Genomic DNA, 21361 nt, shown 5'->3' on the forward strand with positions numbered 1-21361 from the left:
CGCGTTGCCATATTAAAATCCCTCCTATACAAATAGAGGTCCCCTAGAGGGAACCTTCTGATCAGTATAACAGCTTCTATATGTAAATCCAATCCATTTTGCAAAGGCAATAAATTCTTACTAAATATTGTATTTAAAACGTTTGACTATTGTATAGTTGGGTGCTATGATAGGCTGATGTTATAGGCATTTCGTAGAAAACTGCGGAATGCCTATACTATATTTCGAAGATAATTTTACATTAAATGTTACCAGGGGAGTGATACGCCATGTACATTTCGTTGAGTTCACCTATAGAATCTAGACATAAAAAGTAACTATAATTTATTAAAGGAGAGATCAGGATGATTCAAGTAAAAGAGTTTGTAGATGCTGATAATTCGTATGCTGAGAATAAGGCGAATGAGTTCTTGGCGGGGCTGCGTGAGGAACAGGTTGTGAATATCTGTTACGGTTCGGTAGTTAAATCTTCACGTGATGGGGCAGAGCATCAAAGAAGCAGTATACTGGTCGTGTATAAGACAAATGAAGGGCAATAACTGGAATACTTTTTTTTCGTGCTTATCTGTTGTCTCCACGCTATGCATCGTGATCGTTCTTATATATTATATGTTTTAGCTTTTCTTATGAACAAAGAGGACCTTTCCCATTTACGGGTAAAGGTCCTCTTTGATTGTATAAGTGCAATTACAGTCTTATAATCCGCCTGGGACGGATAATCCTAAACCGGATGCAACACGCTGTCCCAGTTCTGCATCAGCTTTATAGAAATGAACAATTTGACGAAGTTTAATATCGTTACTTTCAACTGGTGTCATAGCGCCTACGATATTTTGAACAAGACGGGTACGTTCTTCTTCACTCATCAGGCGATACAAGTCACCAGGTTGTGTATAATGGTCATCACTATTATAGGAGACACTGTCGGCATTTCCAGATACTTCGAAAGGTGATGTTTTGTACTGTGGTGCTTCTTTAGGTCCGCCTAAGCTGTTAGGTTCGTAATAGGCACCGGATCCGCCATTGTTACCGAGTGCCATGCCACCGTCACGTTGATAGTTCTTCACTTCTACTTTTGGTCGGTTGATAGGCAGGCTGTTATGGTTAGGACCTACCCGGTGACGGTGAGCATCGCCGTAAGCAAACAGTCGACCCTGTAGCAATTTATCAGGAGAAGCTTCAATACCAGGGACGAAAGAGCCAGGAGAGAACGTAACTTGCTCTACTTCCGCAAAGTAGTTCTCTGGATTGCGATCCAGTACCATGCGGCCAACCTCAATTAATGGATAATCTTTTTGCGACCATACTTTTGTTACATCGAATGGATCAAAGCGATAAGTGTTCGCATCTTCGATCGGCATAATCTGCACGTAGAGCTTCCACGCTGGGAATTCTCCTTTATCAATAGCATTGAACAAGTCTTCTGTATGATAATCTGGGTTCTCCCCAGCTATTTTGGCGGCAAGATCTGGAGCAAGGTTCTTAATGCCTTGTTCTGTTTTGAAATGATATTTCACCCAGACGGCATTGCCTTCGGCATTTACCCATTTGAAGGTGTGGCTTCCGAACCCGTGCATATGTCTCAACGTAGCTGGGATTCCGCGATCTGACATCAAAATCGTAACCTGATGAAGAGATTCCGGCGATAAAGACCAAAAGTCCCAAACCGCATTAGGGTTCTTTAAGTGTGTCTGTGGATCACGCTTCTGTGTATGAATAAAGTCGGGGAACTTGATTGCATCACGAACGAAGAATACAGGTGTATTGTTACCTACGAGATCATAGTTTCCTTCTTCGGTATAGAACTTCACTGCAAAACCACGTGGGTCTCTTACAGTATCAGCAGAACCTAGCTCCCCAGCTACGGTTGAGAAACGGATGAACATTGGGGTACGCTTGCCTACCTCAGATAAAAAATTAGCTTTTGTATATTGAGTTAAATCCTGAGTGACCTCAAAATACCCATGAGCGCCAGCACCCTTAGCATGAACGACACGTTCAGGAACACGTTCTCTGTTAAAGTGGGCTAATTTTTCAAGCAGATGGACATCTTGCAGCAAAGTAGGACCACGATCACCGGCTGTCATTGAATTTTGATTGTCGCCTACTGGAGCACCCCAGCTGGTCGTAAGATTATTATTATTGGAGCTCATTAATAGAATCACCTCGTAAGATTTGATTTTAGATTTAGTATAAGTTCTATATTAATGTTTTTTGGGGAAAATGCAACACTTTTTGAATATTTGACACATTACAGTATGTGGTAATCGTCGTCCCATTCAGATATATATGATAGATAGAGTGATTAATTACTAAGCAGAGTTAAAAAAGAAACAGCGCACCTCTACCATCACTGGAGGGTGCGCTGTTCTATTTTGATATAGGAATATCCGTTTTCTGTACTTAGTTTTTAATGTACATTCTGTTATAGTATTCATCCAGCATTCTTTTGGTGGCAAATTCGGTGCGAGTGGTTTCGATACTCTTCTTCATCATTTGTACCCACTGTTCACGATTCTCATAATAGGTTGGGAGTACTCGATTCAATAGGGTGTCGTATAGCGCATCACTATCATGCTTATCCAGAACCTCGAAGTCAGTAGTCTCGAAGCCGTCTCCGATCTGCCAGCCATTCTCGCCATCTATACAGGCTTCCGGCCACCAGCCATCTAGAATAGAGCAGTTCAATACGCCGTTCATGGCTGCCTTCATCCCGGAGGTACCACTTGCTTCCAGTGGTCTACGCGGATTGTTGAGCCAAATATCAGAACCGCGTGTCAGCTGTGCGCCGATAGTCATATCGTAATTCTCCAAGAAGACAACACTTTTCGGATATTTTTTCATCATCGCCACTAAATTGCTGACGATTTTTTTGCCGTTATCATCGAGTGGATGGGCTTTGCCAGAGAAGACGATTTGTATTTTGCCGGACTCCAGATAAGGCTCAATAATTTCCGGCTGCGAGAAGATCAGGTCACTGCGTTTATAAGGAGCAGCTCTGCGTGAGAAGCCAATGAGTAGATTGTCAGCATTTAGACTAATGCCGGACCGTTCTTTGATGAAATCAATCAGTTCACCCTTAATTTCTTTATGCACTGCCCATAAATCGCCATTTTGTTCATAGGCTTGTGTCATTCTTTCATCTACCCAGGTAGGGGTATGAATGGCATTAGTAATGCCAATGATGTCCGATCTTCCGGCAACCTCTTTCCACATCTTATTGGCTGTATCCGCATGAAGCTGAGCCACTGCATTAGAAATACGTGAGAGTCGTAGACCGGCAACCGTCATGTTGAACGGCTCGCCACCGATACGCTCCATCTGGTCGCGGGTTAAGCCATTGAATGCACTCATATACTCTAGGCGGTCGAGTGGATGGGTTTCGTTGCCTTCTTTTATCGGCGTATGTGTAGTGAACACAACCTCTTCCCGAGTAGCTTTCCAAGCTTCCTCAAAGGTGCTGCCTCCGGACATCTTTTCACGAATGAGCTCGATGGCTGCTAAGGCTGCATGGCCTTCATTGAAATGATAGACATCAATCGGAATGCCCAGAGCACGCATAGCTTTTACTCCGCCGATCCCGAGTACGATCTCTTGAGCGATCCGTTCCTCACCGAACCAGCCGTACAATTGTCCAGTAATCCATGCATCATTATTCTCGGGGATATCCGTATCCAGTAAATACAACGTGCTGTTGCCAAAATAATCAGTCTTCCATATTTTGCACACCACATCGGTCTTTCTGACTTTTACAGTTACCTTCACCCCTGTATCTTCAAGAAAATCATAAACATAATTGTGATAGGAGTCGTATGGATTACCGTTTGCATCAATTTTTTGATCCGTATAACCTTGTTTCCACTTCAGCCCGATAGGGATGATAGGAGCATTGATGTCTTTAGCTCCCTTAATGTAGTCACCGGCGAGAATTCCAAGCCCTCCGGCATACATTTTAAAATCGGAATGTAACCCGTACTCCATACTGAAATAAGCTACTGATGGTAATTTTTGTTCGTTCACTTGATAAGCCTCCTAATCGCGGATTAGATTGAATTGCAGTAAAGCTGCTGGCATTATCTACGATGCAAACGTTTGCTCAAAAAACAGTCATCAATCGTTGTGGAAGCGATTGCACCATCATTCTAGCACACTTTATCTACAAAAGCATAACGTCAATTTGGTGAAAATAGCCAATTAGGGGCAAAATCAACGGAAGTGATTGATAAAGTGAAGAGAAGACCCTAAGATAAAGAGATTGAAGAAATAATTATTGGTGGTGTTTAAGTTGGGTATAGTTGTGATTGGAAGCTTAAAATGGATATGGTAGTACGTACGAACCGGGCACCGAATGCAGGAGAAACGCTTATGGGACAAGCATTTGCTCTATCTCCCGGTGGAAAAGGAGCGAATCAAGCCGTTGCCGCAGCACGTCTGGGTGCTGAGGTTAGTATGATCGGCAGCGTCGGAAAAGATACCTTTGGAAGCGAAATGCTGGAGATTATTAAGCAGGAAGGTATTCATATAGAACATATCTCAGTGAGTGAAACGGAGGCAACAGGTGTAGCTTCAATCGTTATTGAAGAAGATGGAGAGAATCGGATTATCGTTGTACCCGGAGCGAATATTGATCTCTTTGCAGAGGATATACAGGCGTTAGAGACTGTAATCAGCCAGGCTGAGATGATTGTGATGCAGCTTGAAATGGAACTGGCGATGAGTGAGCATGCTATTGCCATTGCACATCGTCATGGAATTCCGGTCATTCTGAATCCAGCACCAGCTAGAGTGCTTAAAGACGAGATGCTGGGTCAAGTATCATATCTGACACCTAATGAGACAGAAGCGGGGATTTTGACTGGAATGACTGTAGATAGTTTAGAGACTGCTGAGCAGGCAGCCCGTATTTTGCTGCAAAAAGGTGTTAAAAATGTGATCGTAACCTTGGGATCTAAAGGCGCACTGATCGTTAATGCTGAAGGCGCTAAGTCAGTTCCTGGATTCCCGGTCAAGGCGATAGACACGGTTGCTGCCGGAGACTCATTCAATGGGGCATTATCCCAGCAATTGGTCTTAGGCAAAACGCTGGAGGAGGCAGTGAGCTTCGCTAATGCTGTTGGAGCACTGGCTGTAGGGAAAAAAGGCGCGATCCCATCGCTGCCGCAGTTATCAGAGGTTGAACAGTTTCTAAAACATGTATCGGCAGTAAAATAAACAATACAGAATCTATAGCAGACGACTGGATAAGGGGCTGAAATAATGAGCAGGACAGTAATCGTTAAAAATGTGATCATTGGCGAAGGAATCCCTAAAATATGTGTTCCGTTGATTGGAGCTACCTTGTCTGAACTGAAACAGGAAGCCGAATCATTAAAAGAGCTTGGTCCCGATTTAGTGGAGTGGCGGACGGATTTTTTTGATGAAGTTGAAGACGTAGAGGCGGTCAATTTAGCACTAAAAGAAATCCATTCTGTAATTCCTGAGTTACCGCTGATTTTTACTTTTCGGAGTGCCAAAGAAGGCGGCGAGAAGCAGGTTAGCACAGAATATTACATAGCACTGAATATAGCTGCAGCTGAAAGTGGTCTAGTAGATATAATTGATGTTGAATTATTCAATGAGGAACAGGATGTAAAGCTACTAGTCGAGACTGCTCATACTCATAACGTGTCTGTCATTATCTCGAATCATGATTTTCATGGAACACCTTCTCAAGAGGAGATCATCTCGCGATTACGCAAGGCACAGGAGCTTGGCGGGGACTTGCCTAAAATTGCGGTGATGCCTCAGGATGCGGGGGATGTACTGACTTTACTAGAAGCTACCCATATGATGAAAGAACAATATGCAGATCGCCCGATTATTACAATGTCCATGGCGGGAGCTGGGGTCATTAGCCGTCTAGCCGGTGAAATATTCGGTTCAGCGCTTACCTTTGGAGCGGCGCATAAGCCCTCTGCGCCTGGACAGGTAGCTGTGGTTGAGCTGCGAAATGTACTGTCACTGCTGCATCGCAGTCTATAGGAGCTATCAGTGAGGTTCAGATAATAGAAATAGAGCGGCGACCGGATTTCCGGTGCCGCTCTATTTCTATTTTATTATTTTGTTCCCGTGTATACGTGAACGGCATTTCTTAGGAACGCTGCAAGTCCAGGGCGATGCTTGTCGTAGTACTTGGTAAAACGTTCATCATCAACATACATTTGCGCGACACCGGCATGTGCCTCTTTGGAATAGGAATCCCAGTAGAAGGAGAGCCACTGGCGGTGTAGATCAGCACTTTTTTGCGCCAATACACTGGCAGGATCTCCATACTCCATCGCTTGCAAGAGCGTCTCGAACATTTCCTCCTCAAGCTGCTGTATAGCCGCATATTGTTCTTCTGTCATACCTTTAAGCTTCTTGTTGGATTGTTCTACGGTGCTGTCCCCATATTTCTCCCGTATTTCTTGACCGTATTTCTTCTCGTTATCCTCTACCAGCTTTTGCTTGAAGCCTTCGAATTTTTCAGCGTCACTCATAGTCATTCTCCCTTCTTGGTGAGCCAGCGTCTGTTCGACGTTAGCGATTAATAGATCTAATTGATGTCTCTTTTCAAGCAGCTTGTCATGATGCTCCCGTAGCGCTTTGGCTCCGTCGAATGACGGTTCAGTCATAATAGCTTTGATACGTTCCAGACTTAAGCCAAGCTCTCGATAAAATAAAATTTGCTGTAGAAGATCTACTTCGGTGCGGCCATAGATACGATACCCCGAGGAGTTGATTCTCGCCGGCTTAAGAATGCCAAACTCGTCGTAGTAGCGCAGGGTTCGCGTACTGATTCCAGCTAGCTCAGCGAGCTTCTGTACTGTGTATTCCGTAGTATCACCTCCCACAAATTCAATGTACACCTTTACGTAGCGTGAAGGTCAAATGTTTTTTTAGCGTATCCCAAACAGCGGCAGTTACCCGCTGAAGATCATTGGGAAGACTGCCGCTACTATGATTTGCTGATGTTTGAAGTTATTTTTGACCCATCTGCGCCGCAAAATAATTTTGTAATTCCTCTAATTTCCGAGGATCAGCTAGGGTTGTTTTGTCTGAGAAGTAATGTTCGAGAACAAGGTCCCAGGTAGGTACTATTTTTTGTGAGTTCATCGCTTTAATGGCGACTTTGACCGTCTTGCGTTCTTTGGCATTAGAAAAAGTATCTACGTAATGCTGTGAGCGCTCAAAATCCAGATCCTTAAACACAGCGCGGAAGATTTCCGAAGTCATCTTTGCATCATCCAACGCACGGTGAGCAGATCCAGACGGTTCAAGTTCAAACAAAGCCATCGCGCCTTCGACACTGATATCATTGCTTAGGCCGCGAGCCCGCAGCACACCCTTCAGTAAATCGAAATACGTTGCAGACATCCAGTAGGAGTCGTCCATCTTGTGCATACGTACATCCTGAATGATTCGCTTCATGTCTTCGCCACCCCAAGTAAGGAGCAACACTCCATCTGTACTTAGATCAAGCCACTCTCTAAAAGCAGTGATGACTTTCGGGAAGCGGGGTGCGATATCGATTTCCTCTTGGGGAATACCGGTTTTTTTCTTAATAAAAGAATTAAGGGTGGAGAAATATATGGGTTTGATCAAGGAAGAAAATTCATCCTTATACTGCAATGAAGAGTCTAACCGGACAGCTCCAATCTCAATGACCTCCATAGGGTGCTCGCTGGCAAACTTACGGCCGTTGAATTCGATGTCCAGAATAATATAATCCACAGGTACTTGCCTCCGTTCCATGACTGACGCTGTAGTACTTAATACGTCGACTACTCTATTTTAACAAAAAAAGCGATGTAATGGGGAGTATGGGAACAAGCTAATATTGGAACATAAAAAAGAACCAGCACTATGCGGGTTCTTTTTATAACTATTAATGAGCAAAAAGATTGCAGACAATAAAGTAAGACGATTAATGTTCTGAACCGGCAGCAGGTTCAGGCTGATGAATTGGCTGTTCCAGCAGGACAGATCCGTCTTCAAGACGAAGCCAGGTATCGAAGTCTTGGGTGCCTTGGGTCAGTCTGATGACGCGTGCGCCCCGCATAAAGCCTTCTTTTCCATAAGTATTGTAGCCGGTAGCACGGCCATAGGAAAGACGTATGCCATACAGGCTGCCCGTAAAATCATTGATATGGTCATGTCCGCAGAAGGTGCCAAGCACATCACCCATTTCAAGCAAAGCCGAGAATAATCCCGAGTTAACCTCAGGTGAGCATACACGCTCATACTTATACCCATGACAGACTTGTGTAGACCAGACCTCACGATATTCCGGAATCGGGATATGGAAGAAAGCCAATGCAGGCAGCCTGTTCTCAGCAGTTTTAGGATTCAACCGAGCGGATTCAGCAGTTAGCCAGTTGATCTGATTCCGGTTAATCCAATTGTAGCCTGGGATATGCTCCATCTCGGAGTAACTGCCCGAGTCAACAAAATAAAGGACAGCGGCTGCTTGGCCATCCTGATCTTTTATTTCAAGCGTGTAATTGCCTGAACCTTCAAGATCCTCTGGACCGGCTTCGGCCAGACAGTGGGGATGTTCTAATGCTATCTGCATCAATTCACTGCGGGAAATCAGGGTTTCTGTATCATGGTTACCAAATACGAAGGCCCAAGGGGTACCTGTTTTTTCTACAGCAGCGACAGCATCCCGAAATGCTTGGGCAGGGTCTTCACATGCCTTTTCGCCAGGAGAGACAGGGGCAGTGTAAATTAGATCTCCCGTGAAGACCACAAGATCAGGTTGTTCTGCTTCTAGAACACGTTCCATCAGTTCCCGGGTACGCTGATCTTCGGCTCTTCCATCCATCCAGTGAAGATCAGTGAACTGTACAATTTTCAAGGTTCCATCTTGCTGAAATGATAAGCTGTGTCTCATTGGGGTTATCTCCCTTACTGTCTAATATAGTTAGCCGATCCAGATCCGCTGGGTGAAATGGTCTCCGGAGCTTCTACCAATCATAATATCAAATTCCCCGGGTTCGAAGACCATTTGATCATCTTTTCCGTAGAACATCAGCATTTCTCTAGTGATCTCGAAAGAAACCACTTGTTTCTCATGCGCTGCGAGTGTAATTTGTCGGAAGGCTTTCAGCTCCTTGACCGGGCGTACGACACTTGCGCTAACATCATGGATATAGAGTTGAACGGTTTCCTTGCCGGTGATGTCTGAAGTATTCTCCACCTCAATGGAGGCAACAATCCGACCCTTAGCATCAACATTGAAGTTGCTGTAATCAAAACTGGAATAGCTCAGACCATAGCCAAAACAGAAAAGAGGGTCATTAGGGCAATCCAGATATCGGGTTACATAACGCACGTTCGGATATAGGGGATCATAGGGACGTCCCGTCTGATAGGCATTGTAATAAACAGGAATTTGACCAACCGAGTAAGGGAAGCTCATAGATAAACGAGCGGACGGATTATAATCTCCGAACAGCACATCAGCTAATGAATTTCCGGATTCTGTTCCCAGAAACCAGGCTTGCAGTAGAGCATCGCTGGCCTCAAGAACAGGCTTTAGTTCCAGTGGTCGGCCGCTAAATACAATGGTAACAATCTTTTTGCCGGTATCTTTCAGACGCCAGATCAGCTTCTCCTGATTGGTCGACAAGCGCAGATTGGTTTTACTTCCGCCTTCCCCGGTATCCTGCTGATTCTCACCGACAGCAGCGAGAATTACATCGCAATCTTTTAGGCGCTGAAAGGCTTCTTCGATTTCATCCTCCACATCAAAAACACCCTCTAGCATGCTTCCCAGCTCACCAGTCATGGCCGTAATAATATCCGCGGCAGATGTTTTTTGAGAAACGCCGTTGTAGAGTGATACGGCCGGGTCTTTTTCCGTTCCAGACCAGCCGCCCAGCACATGAATAGAGGTAGCGAAGGGACCAGCCAATCCAATCTTCTTACCGTGTTTAAGGGGCAGAGCGTTATTGTCATTTTTCAGCAGCACCACTGAGCTTGCACCCAGCTCTCTCGCAGCTTGTAAATTCTCCGCGCTCGGCGTGGGCGCCTCATCTACTAGTGGATCTGCATCCTTGAATGGATTGTCAAACAAGCCGAGAGCGTCCTTGAGTTCTAGCACCCGGATAACGGCTTCATCAATCAAGGAGATATCAAGCTTGCCTTCCTCGACGAGAGCAGCGCCGTGGTTTAGATAATGGGTGGACATCATTTCAATATCTAGTCCGGCAGCCAGACTTTTCTCAGCTGCTTCACGACCATCTTCGGCAGCGCCATGAGGGATTAGTTCATTTACGGAATTGAAATCGGCGATGGTAACGCCATCGAAGCCCCATTCCTCACGCAGAATCCCGCGGAGAAGTTTGGAATTACCGCTTGCAGGTATACGATCAATCGTATTGAATGCGGCCATCACCATGGCTACACCAGCATCTACAGCAGCTTTATAGGCTGGTAGATAGAACTCACGTAATACGCCGAGGGACATATCCACCGTATTGTATTCTCGACCGCCTTCGGGAGCGCCATAACCGGCGAAGTGCTTCACACAGGCAGCGATACGACCTTTTTCTTTTAGGTCTTTGCCCTGATAGCCCCGTACCATGCTCTCAGTTACACGAGCATTCAGATAAGGGTCCTCACCGGATGTCTCCATCACTCGTCCCCAGCGCGGATCGCGTACAAGATCCGTCATAGGCGAGAAAGTGAGGTGAATACCGGCAGCTGCGCTCTCCTTGGCTGCAATTTCAGCGAACCTTTCACAGGCCTCCATGTCAAAGCTACAACCTATCGCAAGCGGGATCGGTAGGATCGTTCTGTAACCATGAATCACATCCGCCATGAAGAGTAAGGGGATTTTCTGACGGCTGGCTTGCAAATGCCGGGTCTGTAGATCAATCACATTCCTGGCTCCAATGCCGTTCAGAACGCTTCCGATGTTCTGCATTACCTGCGGCTTAATGTTCAGTTCCTTGAATGGACCGGTTAAATCTACGGTATCATCCAAACCCCAATAGTGAGGGCCTAGCTGGGTTAATTGGGCCAGTTTTTCTTCTAGAGTCATATCGTTCACAAGATCTTGGATAAACAGTTTAGTCATGGTTAACACCTTCCTCGTGAGCGCATTGAAAGTTATTGTGACAAATAGATGTGCTATACCAATAAGAAAGCGCTTGCTATTTGAGTTCGCCGCAGTGCACACGCAGATAAATATAATTGGATGAGACATGCAATAGATAAGAACGGGGAGTTCATTGTCAGACATCATATATAAGACTGACATGTCTATGAAAGAACAGATAGAAACGTTTCCATTAACGATACATATCGATCTTAGTCCGAAGACCATAAAAAGTCAATTATCTTCGCGAAATCGGCCGATTCATTATATTTAGGTTGTAAAATGTGATTTTTATTACTAGAAAAACAAAAATAAAATGAATTGACAGCGCATACATCTAGGGAGTATGATTTTCGTACAGGGAGTTTCAAAGAAATTATGGAAACGTTTCTATATCATCCGATACGCTTTATCATAAAGGATGAGCAATCAGTTTCAAGCTGGTTGCGGGACAAGAAAGGAAGCTAAGTTATGCATGTGATGAAATGCATCTTTCAAATTGGAGGTGGGCTCATTGGCAAGAATTAAGCTTGCGGGTGGAAATATTGTCCGGGAAGTCATTAAGAACAAAGTGCTTTTTCTAATGTTGCTGCCTGTAATCCTATACTTCATTATTTTTCACTATGCGGTAATGCCTGGCGCTTACGTCGCATTCGTAGATTACAAGCTCAATAAGGGTATTTTCGGAAGTAACTTTATCGGTCTGAAAAACTTCGAATTTCTGGTTCAGAATGGCGATCTGTGGAATATTACCAAGAATACACTGCTCTACAACATCGTCTTCCTAGCTCTGGGTAACATTATTCAAATTGTGTTTGCCATTATGCTTTCGGAGATCTCGGGCAAGTGGTTCAAGAAAGTGTCTCAATCCGTTATTCTCCTACCTTACTTTATCTCTATGGTTATCGTCGGTGTGTTTGCCTACAATATATTCAATTTCAATTCCGGGTTCATCAATACGATGCTAACCGGAATGGGGCTAGACCGTTACGAGTTTTATTCTGATCCGGGCATATGGAAATATATCATTGTAGCCTTCAAGATCTGGGCCGCTACCGGATATGGAATGATTGTCTATCTGGCAACGATCACAGGGATTAATCATGATCTGTACGAGGCTGCTTATATGGACGGAGCCACTACCTGGCAGCGGATCCGTTATATGACCTTACCGATTCTGAAGCCAACCTTTATTCTGCTTTTACTGTTTGGTATGGGTGGAATTCTCAAGGGCTCCTTTGACCTTTTCTATAATCTGATCGGTACGAACTCGGTGCTGTATCCGCAGACGGATATTATCGATACCTATGTCTTCCGTTCACTGGTGGGACAATTCAACTTCTCTATGGGCGCCGCTGTGGGCTTCTACCAATCCATGTTTGGCCTGATTCTGGTGCTAGTAGTTAACTTTATTGTACGGAAGGTCGAGCCAGACAGCGCATTGTTCTAAAACCAGACACGAAACAGGGGTGATGAATATGGAAACTCAAAAAATCAAACAGGATTCGGGAAGTATTATCATAAAAGTGATTAGCTATATCTGCATTAGTATCTTTGCACTGTTCTGTGTATTTCCCTTCGCACTAATGATCTCCTCATCGTTCATGAACGAGCAGGAAATTGTCCGTGAAGGCTACAAGCTGCTGCCTAAGGAATTTTCATTTAAGGCTTACGAATTGTTATTTAACAACTCTACGCAATTGGTAAATGCTTATAAGATCACTATTTTTATAACCGTAGTGGGTACGGTCCTTGGACTGTTCATGATGTCGATGGCTGGCTTCGTGCTTAACCGCAAGGATTTCAAGTATCGCAACTTCTTTTCCTTTCTAATTTACTTTACGACACTCTTCAGCGGTGGCTTGATTCCAACGTATATCCTGATGGTCAAGCACCTGCATATGAAAGATAACTTATTTGCCATGATTCTACCGGCTGTAGTTGGCGCTTGGTCGATCTTCCTGATGCGTAATTTCATGAAGGCGATTCCAGATTCCTTATATGAATCTGCTACCATTGACGGTGCTGGCGACTTCCATATCTATTGGCGGATATTTATTCCGCTGGCGGTTCCTTCCTTAGCTACCATCGGGCTTTTCTCGGCGATAGGCTTTTGGAATGAGTGGTACAACGGGATGTTATATATGGACTCCCCGACGAAATATCCACTCCAATACTTTTTGCAGCGAATGGTCAATCAGACGAATCTCGGTACACTAATCAATTCGGGGGCAGTTATCAATACGGCTGATCTTCCAACGCAATCCATCAAGATGGCTACAGCTGTGCTGGCCACCGGGCCAATTATTCTTCTCTATCCATTTGTACAGCGTTATTTCGTAACAGGCCTCACCGTTGGGGCTGTAAAGGGTTAATGGACGTCTCCTTTTCGAAGGCGCGTTTATTATAAATGCAATTCATAAATAGAAAAGAAAAGGGAGGCTTACCTAATGAAAGGTAAAAAAATTGCGTCTTCTTTAATTGCTGTACTCATGCTTACTGGGGCATTGACAGCCTGTTCATCGAAGAACAACGAGGCAAGTAATGATCCGGCAGCTACGAAGGCACCAGAAGCTTCAACGAATGCAGGAGGAGTAGATACTTCTAAAGAAGCTAAGTTGGTTTACTACCTGTGGGGCAGTGAAGGCGTTCAAAATAAGGCGATTCTTGCTGAGATTAACAAAAAGCTTAAGGCTGATCTTAACGCTACAATTGAAGTGAAGTATATTGACTGGCCGGATATCAATACCAAATATCCGTTGCTATTTGCTTCTGGTGAGCAATTTGATATGTCTCATGCATCTCCTGGAGCACCAGTATCCTATTTCACATTGGCTAGTGAAGGCGCTCTAGTGGACCTTACAGATATGCTCGATAAAGTTGCTCCTAAGCTGAAGGCAGAAATTCCTGCTAGTGTATGGGAAAATACTAAATACAAAGGTAAAATCTATGGTGTTCCGAGTCTTTATAGCGAATATACACCGAATGGTTATGCCTATCGTGTAGACTTGCTGAAAAAATATGGCATGGAAAAAATCACCACACTCGACGATATGGTTAAATACATGGATAATGTTGTTGCCAATGAGTCCTTCCCACCAATTAACGGTAAGTCTGAAGATGCGGCCAATATGTTCAGAATGCTCGTTGATACTACAGGAATGTGGCTTAACGCACCTGGTATATCTTTGAATGAACTGAATCTTGTGACGAAAAGTCCAGAGGACTACAAGACCGTCTTCCATCCAGCATACACTCAAGAATTCGAAGATTGGGCTGTGAAGATGCGTGAATGGGCAGATAAAGGGTACTGGGGCAAAGATGTGCTGTCTGCAACTCTTGGAAGTAAAGATAACTTCAGAGCAGCAAACTCCGCAGGTTATTTGACTCATGCTCAGGACTGGATCGGCCAATACGGTGCAGATTTGAAGGCACAACCAGAGGCAGAAACTGCATTCTTTACTTTTGCGGAAGCCAACAAGAAGATCAAACGTAAGATGGGCGTTGACAACTCGACTGTAATCAGCACGAGCTCCGAGAATCCAGAGCGCTCTCTGATGGTAATCGAGAAGTTCATGACTGACGAAAGCTACTACAACCTCATCCAAAACGGTATTGAAGGCAAACAATATGTTATGGAAAATGGTGTTAAAAAGCAGCCTCCAGGCTTCAACGAAAAAACGGACGGCGGAGGTTTCGCTGCTTGGTCACTTCGTAACGACAAATTCGTAGTTCCTACGGATACAGAAAACCCAATTCGTAACTCCTTGTTTGCAGAGTGGGATAAAGTCGCTATCGATGATCCATACAATGGCTTTAGCTTTGATCCATCGAATGTAACTACAGAAATTGCTTCCATCTCCAACGTGAATTCCCAGCTTGGTATTCAATTGATGCTTGGTAAAACAAGCAAAGATCCTAAAGCTGCTGTAGCGGATTACCGTGAGCAACTGAAAAAAGCAGGAATTGACAAGGTTATTGCCGAAGTAGAAAAGCAATTGGCTGAGTTTGTTCCAGTGAACTAAAGAACGTTAAAAGGTGTAAGGGAGCTATAGTAGCATATAGCTCCCTTACTTATAAGTGGGGGAGTATAGTGGACGTAAATATCAAGGATATCGCGCGGATTTCCGGTGTGGGCATCTCGACGGTTTCCAGGGTCATCAACAATAAGGGGCTGGTGAGCAAGGCTACACGGGAAAAGGTTCTGAATGTTGTTAAGGAATACAATTACATTCCCAATTCCAATGCGAGAAATCTAAAAACTACGGAGTCTAAGAACATTGCACTTATGGTTAAGGGGATTACGAATCCGTTCTTCTCTAATATGATCAAAGAAATCGAGCGGCAGGCTAATCTGCGAGGGTACCCTTTCCTCATTCATCAGGTAGAGGATGGAACGGATGAAATTAATGCGGCGATTCAGCTGACCAAAGAAAAGAATCTATGCGGGATCATCTTCATGGGCGGAACCTACAATCATTCCGAAGAGAAATTCAAGCAGCTGACGGTTCCTTTTGTACTGACGACGATCACCTCCACACAAGAGGTGGACCCTGATATTTTTTCCAGTGTCACCATTAATGAATTGAAGGAAGCTTATAAGGCCACCAATTACTTGATATCACTAGGGCATGAGAATATTGGTTTTCTAGCCAAGTCCCCATTACTGGATGAAACGACAGGCAACCGGCGTTATTTGGGCTACAAAAAAGCACTGGAAGAACATAATCTGCCTTATGATGCACAGCTTGTGGAAGATTGTGAATACAGTCCTAGCTCTGGATTTGATGCAGCGCGAAGATTGCTTAAAAGGAATAAGGGAGTAACCGCAATATTTGCAGCCTCCGACACGATTGCTATTGGTGCTGCCAAAGCGGTGCTTACTGCAGGGTTGTCTATTCCGGATGATATTTCAATCATTGGCTTTGACGGGATCGAAATGGCTGAATATTTTCATCCTTCACTTGATACGATCAGCCAACCGGGTACAGAAATGGCTTTATCCAGCGTGGGCGTTCTGTTTGATCTAATTTCTGGACGGTCAGGTCATCAGCATATTGTCTACGATGCGGTATTGCTCAAGCGAGGCTCTTGCAAGATGCTCAAAACACTTAAGGTTTAATACTGACTATAAACGCTATCATTGGAGTGGTAACCCAAATGCAAGACACATTGAGAATAGGTACTCTGGTTCGTGGCGGGGAGGCCGTCACCGTGATTCCGCAAATCGTTCAGCATGGTTTTGAATCCTTTAACCTGAACTTTTGGCAGACCACAGGTGAAGCCAATCTTGTAGAAACAGCTGCACGACTTAGGGAACTGGCTGCTGAACATGATTTTGTCATCTCTTCTGTTGGGATTTATGGCAATCCACTTTCAGGAACAGGCGACAACGCTGACACACTCGCCAGCTGGGAGCGATTGATTGATCATGCCCATTTATTCGGCACAGATATTATCGGCGGATTCACTGGACGTCTTCCAGGTTCTTCGATTGACGAGTCGATTCCGAGATTTGCAGAGGTGTTTAGTGAATTGTCCAAAAGGGCAGCCGATCGTGGCTTAAGAATTGCTTTTGAAAATTGCTCTATGGGTGGAAACTGGCAGGCCGGAGAGTGGAACATCGCTCACAATCCTTCAGCCTGGGAGAAAATGTTCAATGCTGTACCGGCAGACAATCTGGGTCTGGAATGGGAACCGTGCCATCAGCTGATAGGTCTCATTGATCCGATTCCGCAGCTACGCAAATGGGTGAATAAGGTATTCCATGTACATGGCAAGGATGCCACTATTGCCTGGGATATCGTCAAGGAATACGGAATTCACGGACCTAAGTCTTATGTGTGGGACCGGACGCCTGGCTTCGGAGATACGAACTGGGTGGATATCATCTCGATTCTGCGCCAAGCCGGCTATAAGGGAACTATTGATATTGAAGGCTGGCATGATCCTGTCTATCAGGGTGAACTAGAAATGACTGGACAAGTACATGCTCTAAATTATTTGAAGTATTGCCGAGGTGGCAGTTTTGTCCCTAATCCGGTGTAAAGGATATCAGATAGTAACAACCCAAAAATGACCTCAAAATCCACAGTGAAGTGGAGGGTGAGGTCATTTTTATTTGCATAACTTTAATCCCGAATAAGATATCCTTGACCAAGCTGGATTTCTTTCAAGCCTGCCATGTGGCGAGCTTGAAAGCGGATCGGCTTAAATCCACCTATAATAATGATGTTTTTGATATCCGCAGCCCCATCTGAAGGCAGTGAAAAGGATTTGATATAGGTGAATTCTTCCGCGAGCGTGGTGTGAATCGCATTAATATGTGGGTCATTTTCACCTTTTCCCATTAGATTCATTAGGAGATACCCTTTGGCATTCAGTTTTGAATACACGATGCTGAAAAATTCACTGGAGATTAAGTGCCTCGGCGTGCCCGCGGCGGTGAAAGCATCCAAGATGATGTAATCATATTTCTGTGGTTCTTCACCTTCAAGGATCTGACGTCCGTCCCCGATCACTACGTTATCTTGGTTGTATCCAAAATAGCGGCGGCTTAATTCGACTACTTCACTGTCTAGCTCAGCTACTTTAAATCTTTTGTCTATAAAATGCCCAGCAATCGTTCCAATCCCATGACCTATAAGAAAGGCATCCTCGAAAGAGGGAGCATTGCATTCCATCAAGTGAATGATGGCTCGCGGATATTCAAACACAACTCGTTCTGGGTGATTGAGATCCATCGCACCTTGAATGGCCTGATTGGAAAACTGCATGACGCGGAACGCACCTTGTTCACCGTATAGATCTGTGGTGTCATAGACGGTGATTTCATGATTATCGCTGCTCGTGTGAATCTGTGATTGCAAGTGATCAAACTCCTTATACGATAGAAATTCGTTTATATTCATTGGGTGTAACGCCGACTACACGTTTAAAAAGCTTATTGAAATAGGCAGGATCGCCATATCCAACTTCTGCTCCAATCTCGTGAATCTTTAGGTCAGGGGCATTCTTAAGCAGATGCTTGGCTTTACGTAGCCGGATTTCCGTGATGTAGTCCGTTAATGTAAGTCCAGTCTCTTGTTTGAACAGCTTACTTAAATAGCTTGGTGTCAAAAAAACCATATTCGCTAAGGTGTTCAGATCCGCATGCTGATTATAGTTGGCTGATATCCAGCGCTTTATGGTTTCTACAGCTGTACCGGACATCTCTAGGCGATGGGCTCTGATCTCAAATAGAATGCTTGAGAAATGGTTGGTAAAACTACGCTCGATTTCACTGAAGCTCATACTGGACGCGATGCTTTCATCCAGCCCAAGATTGGGTGCACCTTTGTAGAGGGCCTCAAATTCTTGCAATTCTTTCTGCGCAGATTCAATAACCCATCGACAGACACGGAGAATTTGATCGGGCACAGCTTGTTGTGATTTCAGCACTGAGAATAAGTTATGCACGCGTTCTAAAGCACCCTCCATATTCAGGATCTGCAGATCATGGATTAATGGTTCCTTGATCGCATTAAAAGGCTCAAGGATATTTATCTCAGACTGCTGAATGTTCTGAATATTTGCATAGTGCAGTCGGTCAGGATTATAGATGCCGACGCTGCAGGCTAACTTAGCATCTAGATATGCTTGTCTAAGCTTGGCGGTATCATTATAGGAACTGCTAGTACCTACATGCAGTATCATACCATTGGCAGAGATACGGATTCTGTCGCCGATTTCATTCCTATCGCTGTCTGAGAGTTGCTTTGTAGAATACAGGATACAGACATGCAGTCCATTTTGAATCTCTAAGCTGTCGATACTAAATGCCATCACTTGCCGCAGACTGTCTACACAAAAACAGACGGGTTCTCTTGATCTTCCTTTGAACACAAAGACTGAGAAATAAGGCTGGGGCAAAGTAAGGCTCGACAAAAGCAAGGGTGAAGGGGGCTCGTCGCCTTGAAGAAGGGTCAGTAAGAGACCAGAACGGTGACGTACCTCCTTGTCACGAGAGAACTGCTGCTCTTCCTCTAATTGATAAAGCAGCTCGAATAATTGCTCCTTATCGATTGGCTTTAATAAATAGTCTACTGCAGAGCTGCGTATGGCTTCTCTGGCATAATTAAATTCAACAAATCCACTCATTAGAATGGAGCGGATTTGTGGGTGACTGGCTTTTAATTGTTTAATTAATTCCAAGCCGTTAATTTGCGGCATACGAATATCAGTAATCACAACATCAAGTTGAAGTGAAGGTAACTCGTCAAGTAGATGTTTCCCATCGGAGTAGGTGCCGATGACCAGAAATTCAGTGTTTTCTTTGCTGATCATTCGGGCCAGACCTTCGCGGATCAGGATTTCATCGTCAACAATTGCAATATGCAGCAATCAGAGCATCTCCTCTCCGTAATTCATATCATCTTCACTATGAGTAGTGAAGGTAATGTCCTCAATGCGCAGCGTAACACGAGTACCCACTCCGAGCTTACTCTCTACAAGGAGCCCGAATGAGCTACCGTAATGCAGACGGATTCTCTCATTCACATTTCGTAGGCCAATACCAAACATTTCACTTTCAGTCCCATTTTGCAGACTATTATTTAAGGAACGAAGGGTAGCTGCATCCATACCGATGCCATCATCTTCTACACAGAATACGACATTTCCATGCTCACTCCATGCGGTGATGCTTAAGGTGCCGAGACCTACTTTTTGATCTAAGCCATGAAAAACTGCGTTCTCCACAATGGGTTGGAAGACAAGCTTGATTACAGGAAGATGTAGAAATTTCTCTGGCACATCAATGTGTAGATTGAACTTATCTGGAAACCGGATTTGTAGCAGATGATAATAATTTCGTACATGATCCAGCTCTTGTCTGATCGTAACGGCTTCTTCGCTTCGGACAATACTGTAACGCATCTGAAGTCCAAGCAAATAGGTGAGTTTCGCTACACGGGGGTCATCGTTGCTCTCTGCCAGCATACGGATAGACTCCAGCGTATTATAAATAAAATGGGGATTGATCTGATTCTGAAGTGCCCTCATATCAGCCTTCTGCTTACGCTTCTCGGTGAGGGATACTTCCTGCAGCAGATCCTTGACCCTTATGATCATCCGATTAAAATGACTGCCAAGCATTCCAATCTCATCATTATATTTGGAGTGCTGCCAGACATCTAGATTACCGTGCTGTACCCGTTTCATTAGACGGACTAAAGATTTAAGGGGTTTGGTCAGCGCATGTGAGATGAACGTCGCAACACAAAGTGCAAAAGCAATAATGATCAGTGTAGTTAATATAAGAGCATTGCGATTCTTCTGTACAGGTGACAGGATCCGGGCCAAAGGAATCGTAACCATAGTCGTCCAACCTGTCTGTTTCGAGACGGTATACACTGCAAGATAAGACTGGCCATTCATTTCTATTTGAAAATGATCCTGTTGCTGATTCACATGCTGCAGCAAAAGCTGCGTGTTCAGACTTTGCCCCTCACCGGTTTGCATCGTATTTGAGGCGTCTTCACCGTCATAGATCAGTTCTCCGGTATTATCTACAATTAGTGTGTTGCCTTGTGTAACTGCGTTTACGGGATCAATGATCCCCTTAAACAAGTTGATGTCTACATCAAATACGAGAATTCCTATATTATCTAGCGTGCTTACAGAATTAATGGTGCGAAGTACACTGAAAACCTCTCTATGGACATTGGAGTTTATACGAATCGTATGTCTGCCTTGAATGACAGGAGCGGCCCCAGCTTCTTCACTTAAGGTTCTCCATTCGGCTAGTCGTTCTTCAGGATACAGCTCGTGGATCCCGGGGACTCTATCATAAAAAACAGAACCGTATTGATCCACCATGTACACGGCGATGATCTCTTCCTTCGTATGCTTCAAGTAGCTCAGGAACATCGCCATGCCAGTACTTTTATCCCAGTCGGTATTTTGCTGAGTTAGGTAGAATTGTACATCGGTGTTATACAGCGGTAGCGCTGTGTATCTTTTTAGATCGGCAACATAACGGTCAATGGTATCAGAGGCATTCGATGTCATTTGGTTCGCGCCTTCCGTTGCATTCATAAGAACAGAATTGAACATGGAGCGGGAGGACAAATAACTAACATAAGTGATTGGAAGCGAGATCAGAAAGACAAATATGACGATCAGTTTTCGCTCCATCGGAAGATTGGCAAGGAACAACCACATTTTTCGTAAGGCTAGCCGGATGAATGATACCAT

Annotated in this window: 17 protein-coding genes; 8 read left to right on the forward strand and 9 right to left on the reverse strand. The window is 44.4% G+C overall.

Features of this window, described 5'->3' with window-relative positions; translation table 11 throughout:
* The first annotated feature begins 344 nt into the window (after positions 1-344).
* Positions 345-539: a sporulation protein Cse60 gene (locus NSS87_RS04185; RefSeq protein WP_042184993.1), complete on the forward strand. Its 195-nt coding sequence runs from the start codon at positions 345-347 to the stop codon at positions 537-539.
* A 156-nt stretch (positions 540-695) separates the two neighbouring features.
* Here the strand turns inward: NSS87_RS04185 and katA are convergent, their stop codons facing one another.
* Together katA and glgP are read right to left on the reverse strand one after the other, a co-directional pair.
* On the reverse strand, positions 696-2153 hold the full coding sequence (katA, locus tag NSS87_RS04190) for a catalase KatA (protein ID WP_339244987.1): 1458 nt from the start codon (positions 2151-2153) through the stop codon (positions 696-698).
* 250 nt (positions 2154-2403) lie between these two features.
* Positions 2404-4020 carry an alpha-glucan family phosphorylase gene (glgP, locus tag NSS87_RS04195; RefSeq protein WP_339244989.1) on the reverse strand — a complete coding sequence of 539 codons (1617 nt, stop codon included), beginning with the start codon at positions 4018-4020 and terminating at the stop codon, positions 2404-2406.
* Between the two features lie 294 nt (positions 4021-4314).
* On the opposite strand from glgP, the gene rbsK reads away from it, so the two are divergent.
* Complete coding sequence (gene rbsK, locus NSS87_RS04200) at positions 4315-5211, forward strand: ribokinase (RefSeq protein WP_339244991.1); 897 nt, start codon at positions 4315-4317, stop codon at positions 5209-5211.
* Positions 5212-5256: 45 nt separating this feature from the next.
* On the forward strand, positions 5257-6021 hold the full coding sequence (aroD, locus tag NSS87_RS04205) for a type I 3-dehydroquinate dehydratase (RefSeq protein ID WP_339244994.1): 765 nt from the start codon (positions 5257-5259) through the stop codon (positions 6019-6021).
* A 74-nt stretch (positions 6022-6095) separates the two neighbouring features.
* Here the strand turns inward: aroD and NSS87_RS04210 are convergent, their stop codons facing one another.
* From NSS87_RS04210 to bglX, 4 genes are all read right to left on the reverse strand, one after another.
* Positions 6096-6872, reverse strand: coding sequence for a MerR family transcriptional regulator (locus tag NSS87_RS04210; RefSeq protein WP_339244996.1), 777 nt, complete (start codon positions 6870-6872; stop codon positions 6096-6098).
* Positions 6873-6999: 127 nt separating this feature from the next.
* On the reverse strand, positions 7000-7752 hold the full coding sequence (locus NSS87_RS04215) for a 3'-5' exonuclease (protein WP_339244998.1): 753 nt from the start codon (positions 7750-7752) through the stop codon (positions 7000-7002).
* A gap of 193 nt (positions 7753-7945) precedes the next feature.
* Entirely contained in the window at positions 7946-8914 is a 969-nt protein-coding gene (locus NSS87_RS04220) for a metallophosphoesterase family protein (protein WP_042185003.1), read from the reverse strand.
* 30 nt (positions 8915-8944) lie between these two features.
* On the reverse strand, positions 8945-11104 hold the full coding sequence (gene bglX, locus NSS87_RS04225; RefSeq protein WP_339245001.1) for a beta-glucosidase BglX: 2160 nt from the start codon (positions 11102-11104) through the stop codon (positions 8945-8947).
* Between the two features lie 535 nt (positions 11105-11639).
* Here bglX and NSS87_RS04230 point away from each other — a divergent pair.
* From NSS87_RS04230 to NSS87_RS04250, 5 genes are all read left to right on the forward strand, one after another.
* The gene (locus tag NSS87_RS04230; RefSeq protein WP_231573385.1) at positions 11640-12575 is read left to right on the forward strand and encodes an ABC transporter permease subunit; all 936 of its coding nucleotides are present in this window, start codon (positions 11640-11642) and stop codon (positions 12573-12575) included.
* Positions 12576-12603: 28 nt separating this feature from the next.
* A complete protein-coding gene (locus NSS87_RS04235; protein WP_197071264.1) occupies positions 12604-13500 on the forward strand; it encodes a carbohydrate ABC transporter permease in 897 nt (298 codons plus the stop codon).
* A gap of 75 nt (positions 13501-13575) precedes the next feature.
* Positions 13576-15150, forward strand: a complete 1575-nt coding sequence (locus NSS87_RS04240) for a DUF3502 domain-containing protein (protein ID WP_042185012.1) — start codon at positions 13576-13578, stop codon at positions 15148-15150.
* A gap of 68 nt (positions 15151-15218) precedes the next feature.
* Positions 15219-16247 (forward strand): LacI family DNA-binding transcriptional regulator, encoded by a 1029-nt coding sequence (locus NSS87_RS04245; RefSeq protein WP_339245006.1) that lies wholly within the window; start codon positions 15219-15221, stop codon positions 16245-16247.
* Between the two features lie 38 nt (positions 16248-16285).
* A complete protein-coding gene (locus tag NSS87_RS04250) occupies positions 16286-17173 on the forward strand; it encodes a sugar phosphate isomerase/epimerase (RefSeq protein ID WP_339245009.1) in 888 nt (295 codons plus the stop codon).
* A gap of 83 nt (positions 17174-17256) precedes the next feature.
* Here NSS87_RS04250 and NSS87_RS04255 read toward each other — a convergent pair whose 3' ends face one another.
* From NSS87_RS04255 to NSS87_RS04265, 3 genes are read right to left on the reverse strand one after another with little or no spacing between them, the layout of a single operon-like run.
* Positions 17257-17994 carry a fused MFS/spermidine synthase gene (locus NSS87_RS04255; protein WP_339245012.1) on the reverse strand — a complete coding sequence of 246 codons (738 nt, stop codon included), beginning with the start codon at positions 17992-17994 and terminating at the stop codon, positions 17257-17259.
* Between the two features lie 13 nt (positions 17995-18007).
* Entirely contained in the window at positions 18008-19507 is a 1500-nt protein-coding gene (locus tag NSS87_RS04260) for a response regulator (RefSeq protein WP_339245014.1), read from the reverse strand.
* Positions 19508-21361: a sensor histidine kinase gene (locus NSS87_RS04265; RefSeq protein WP_339245017.1), complete on the reverse strand. Its 1854-nt coding sequence runs from the start codon at positions 21359-21361 to the stop codon at positions 19508-19510.

The organism is Paenibacillus sp. FSL F4-0243 (assembly GCF_037963295.1).
Classification (GTDB): Bacteria; Bacillota; Bacilli; order Paenibacillales; family Paenibacillaceae; genus Paenibacillus_AQ.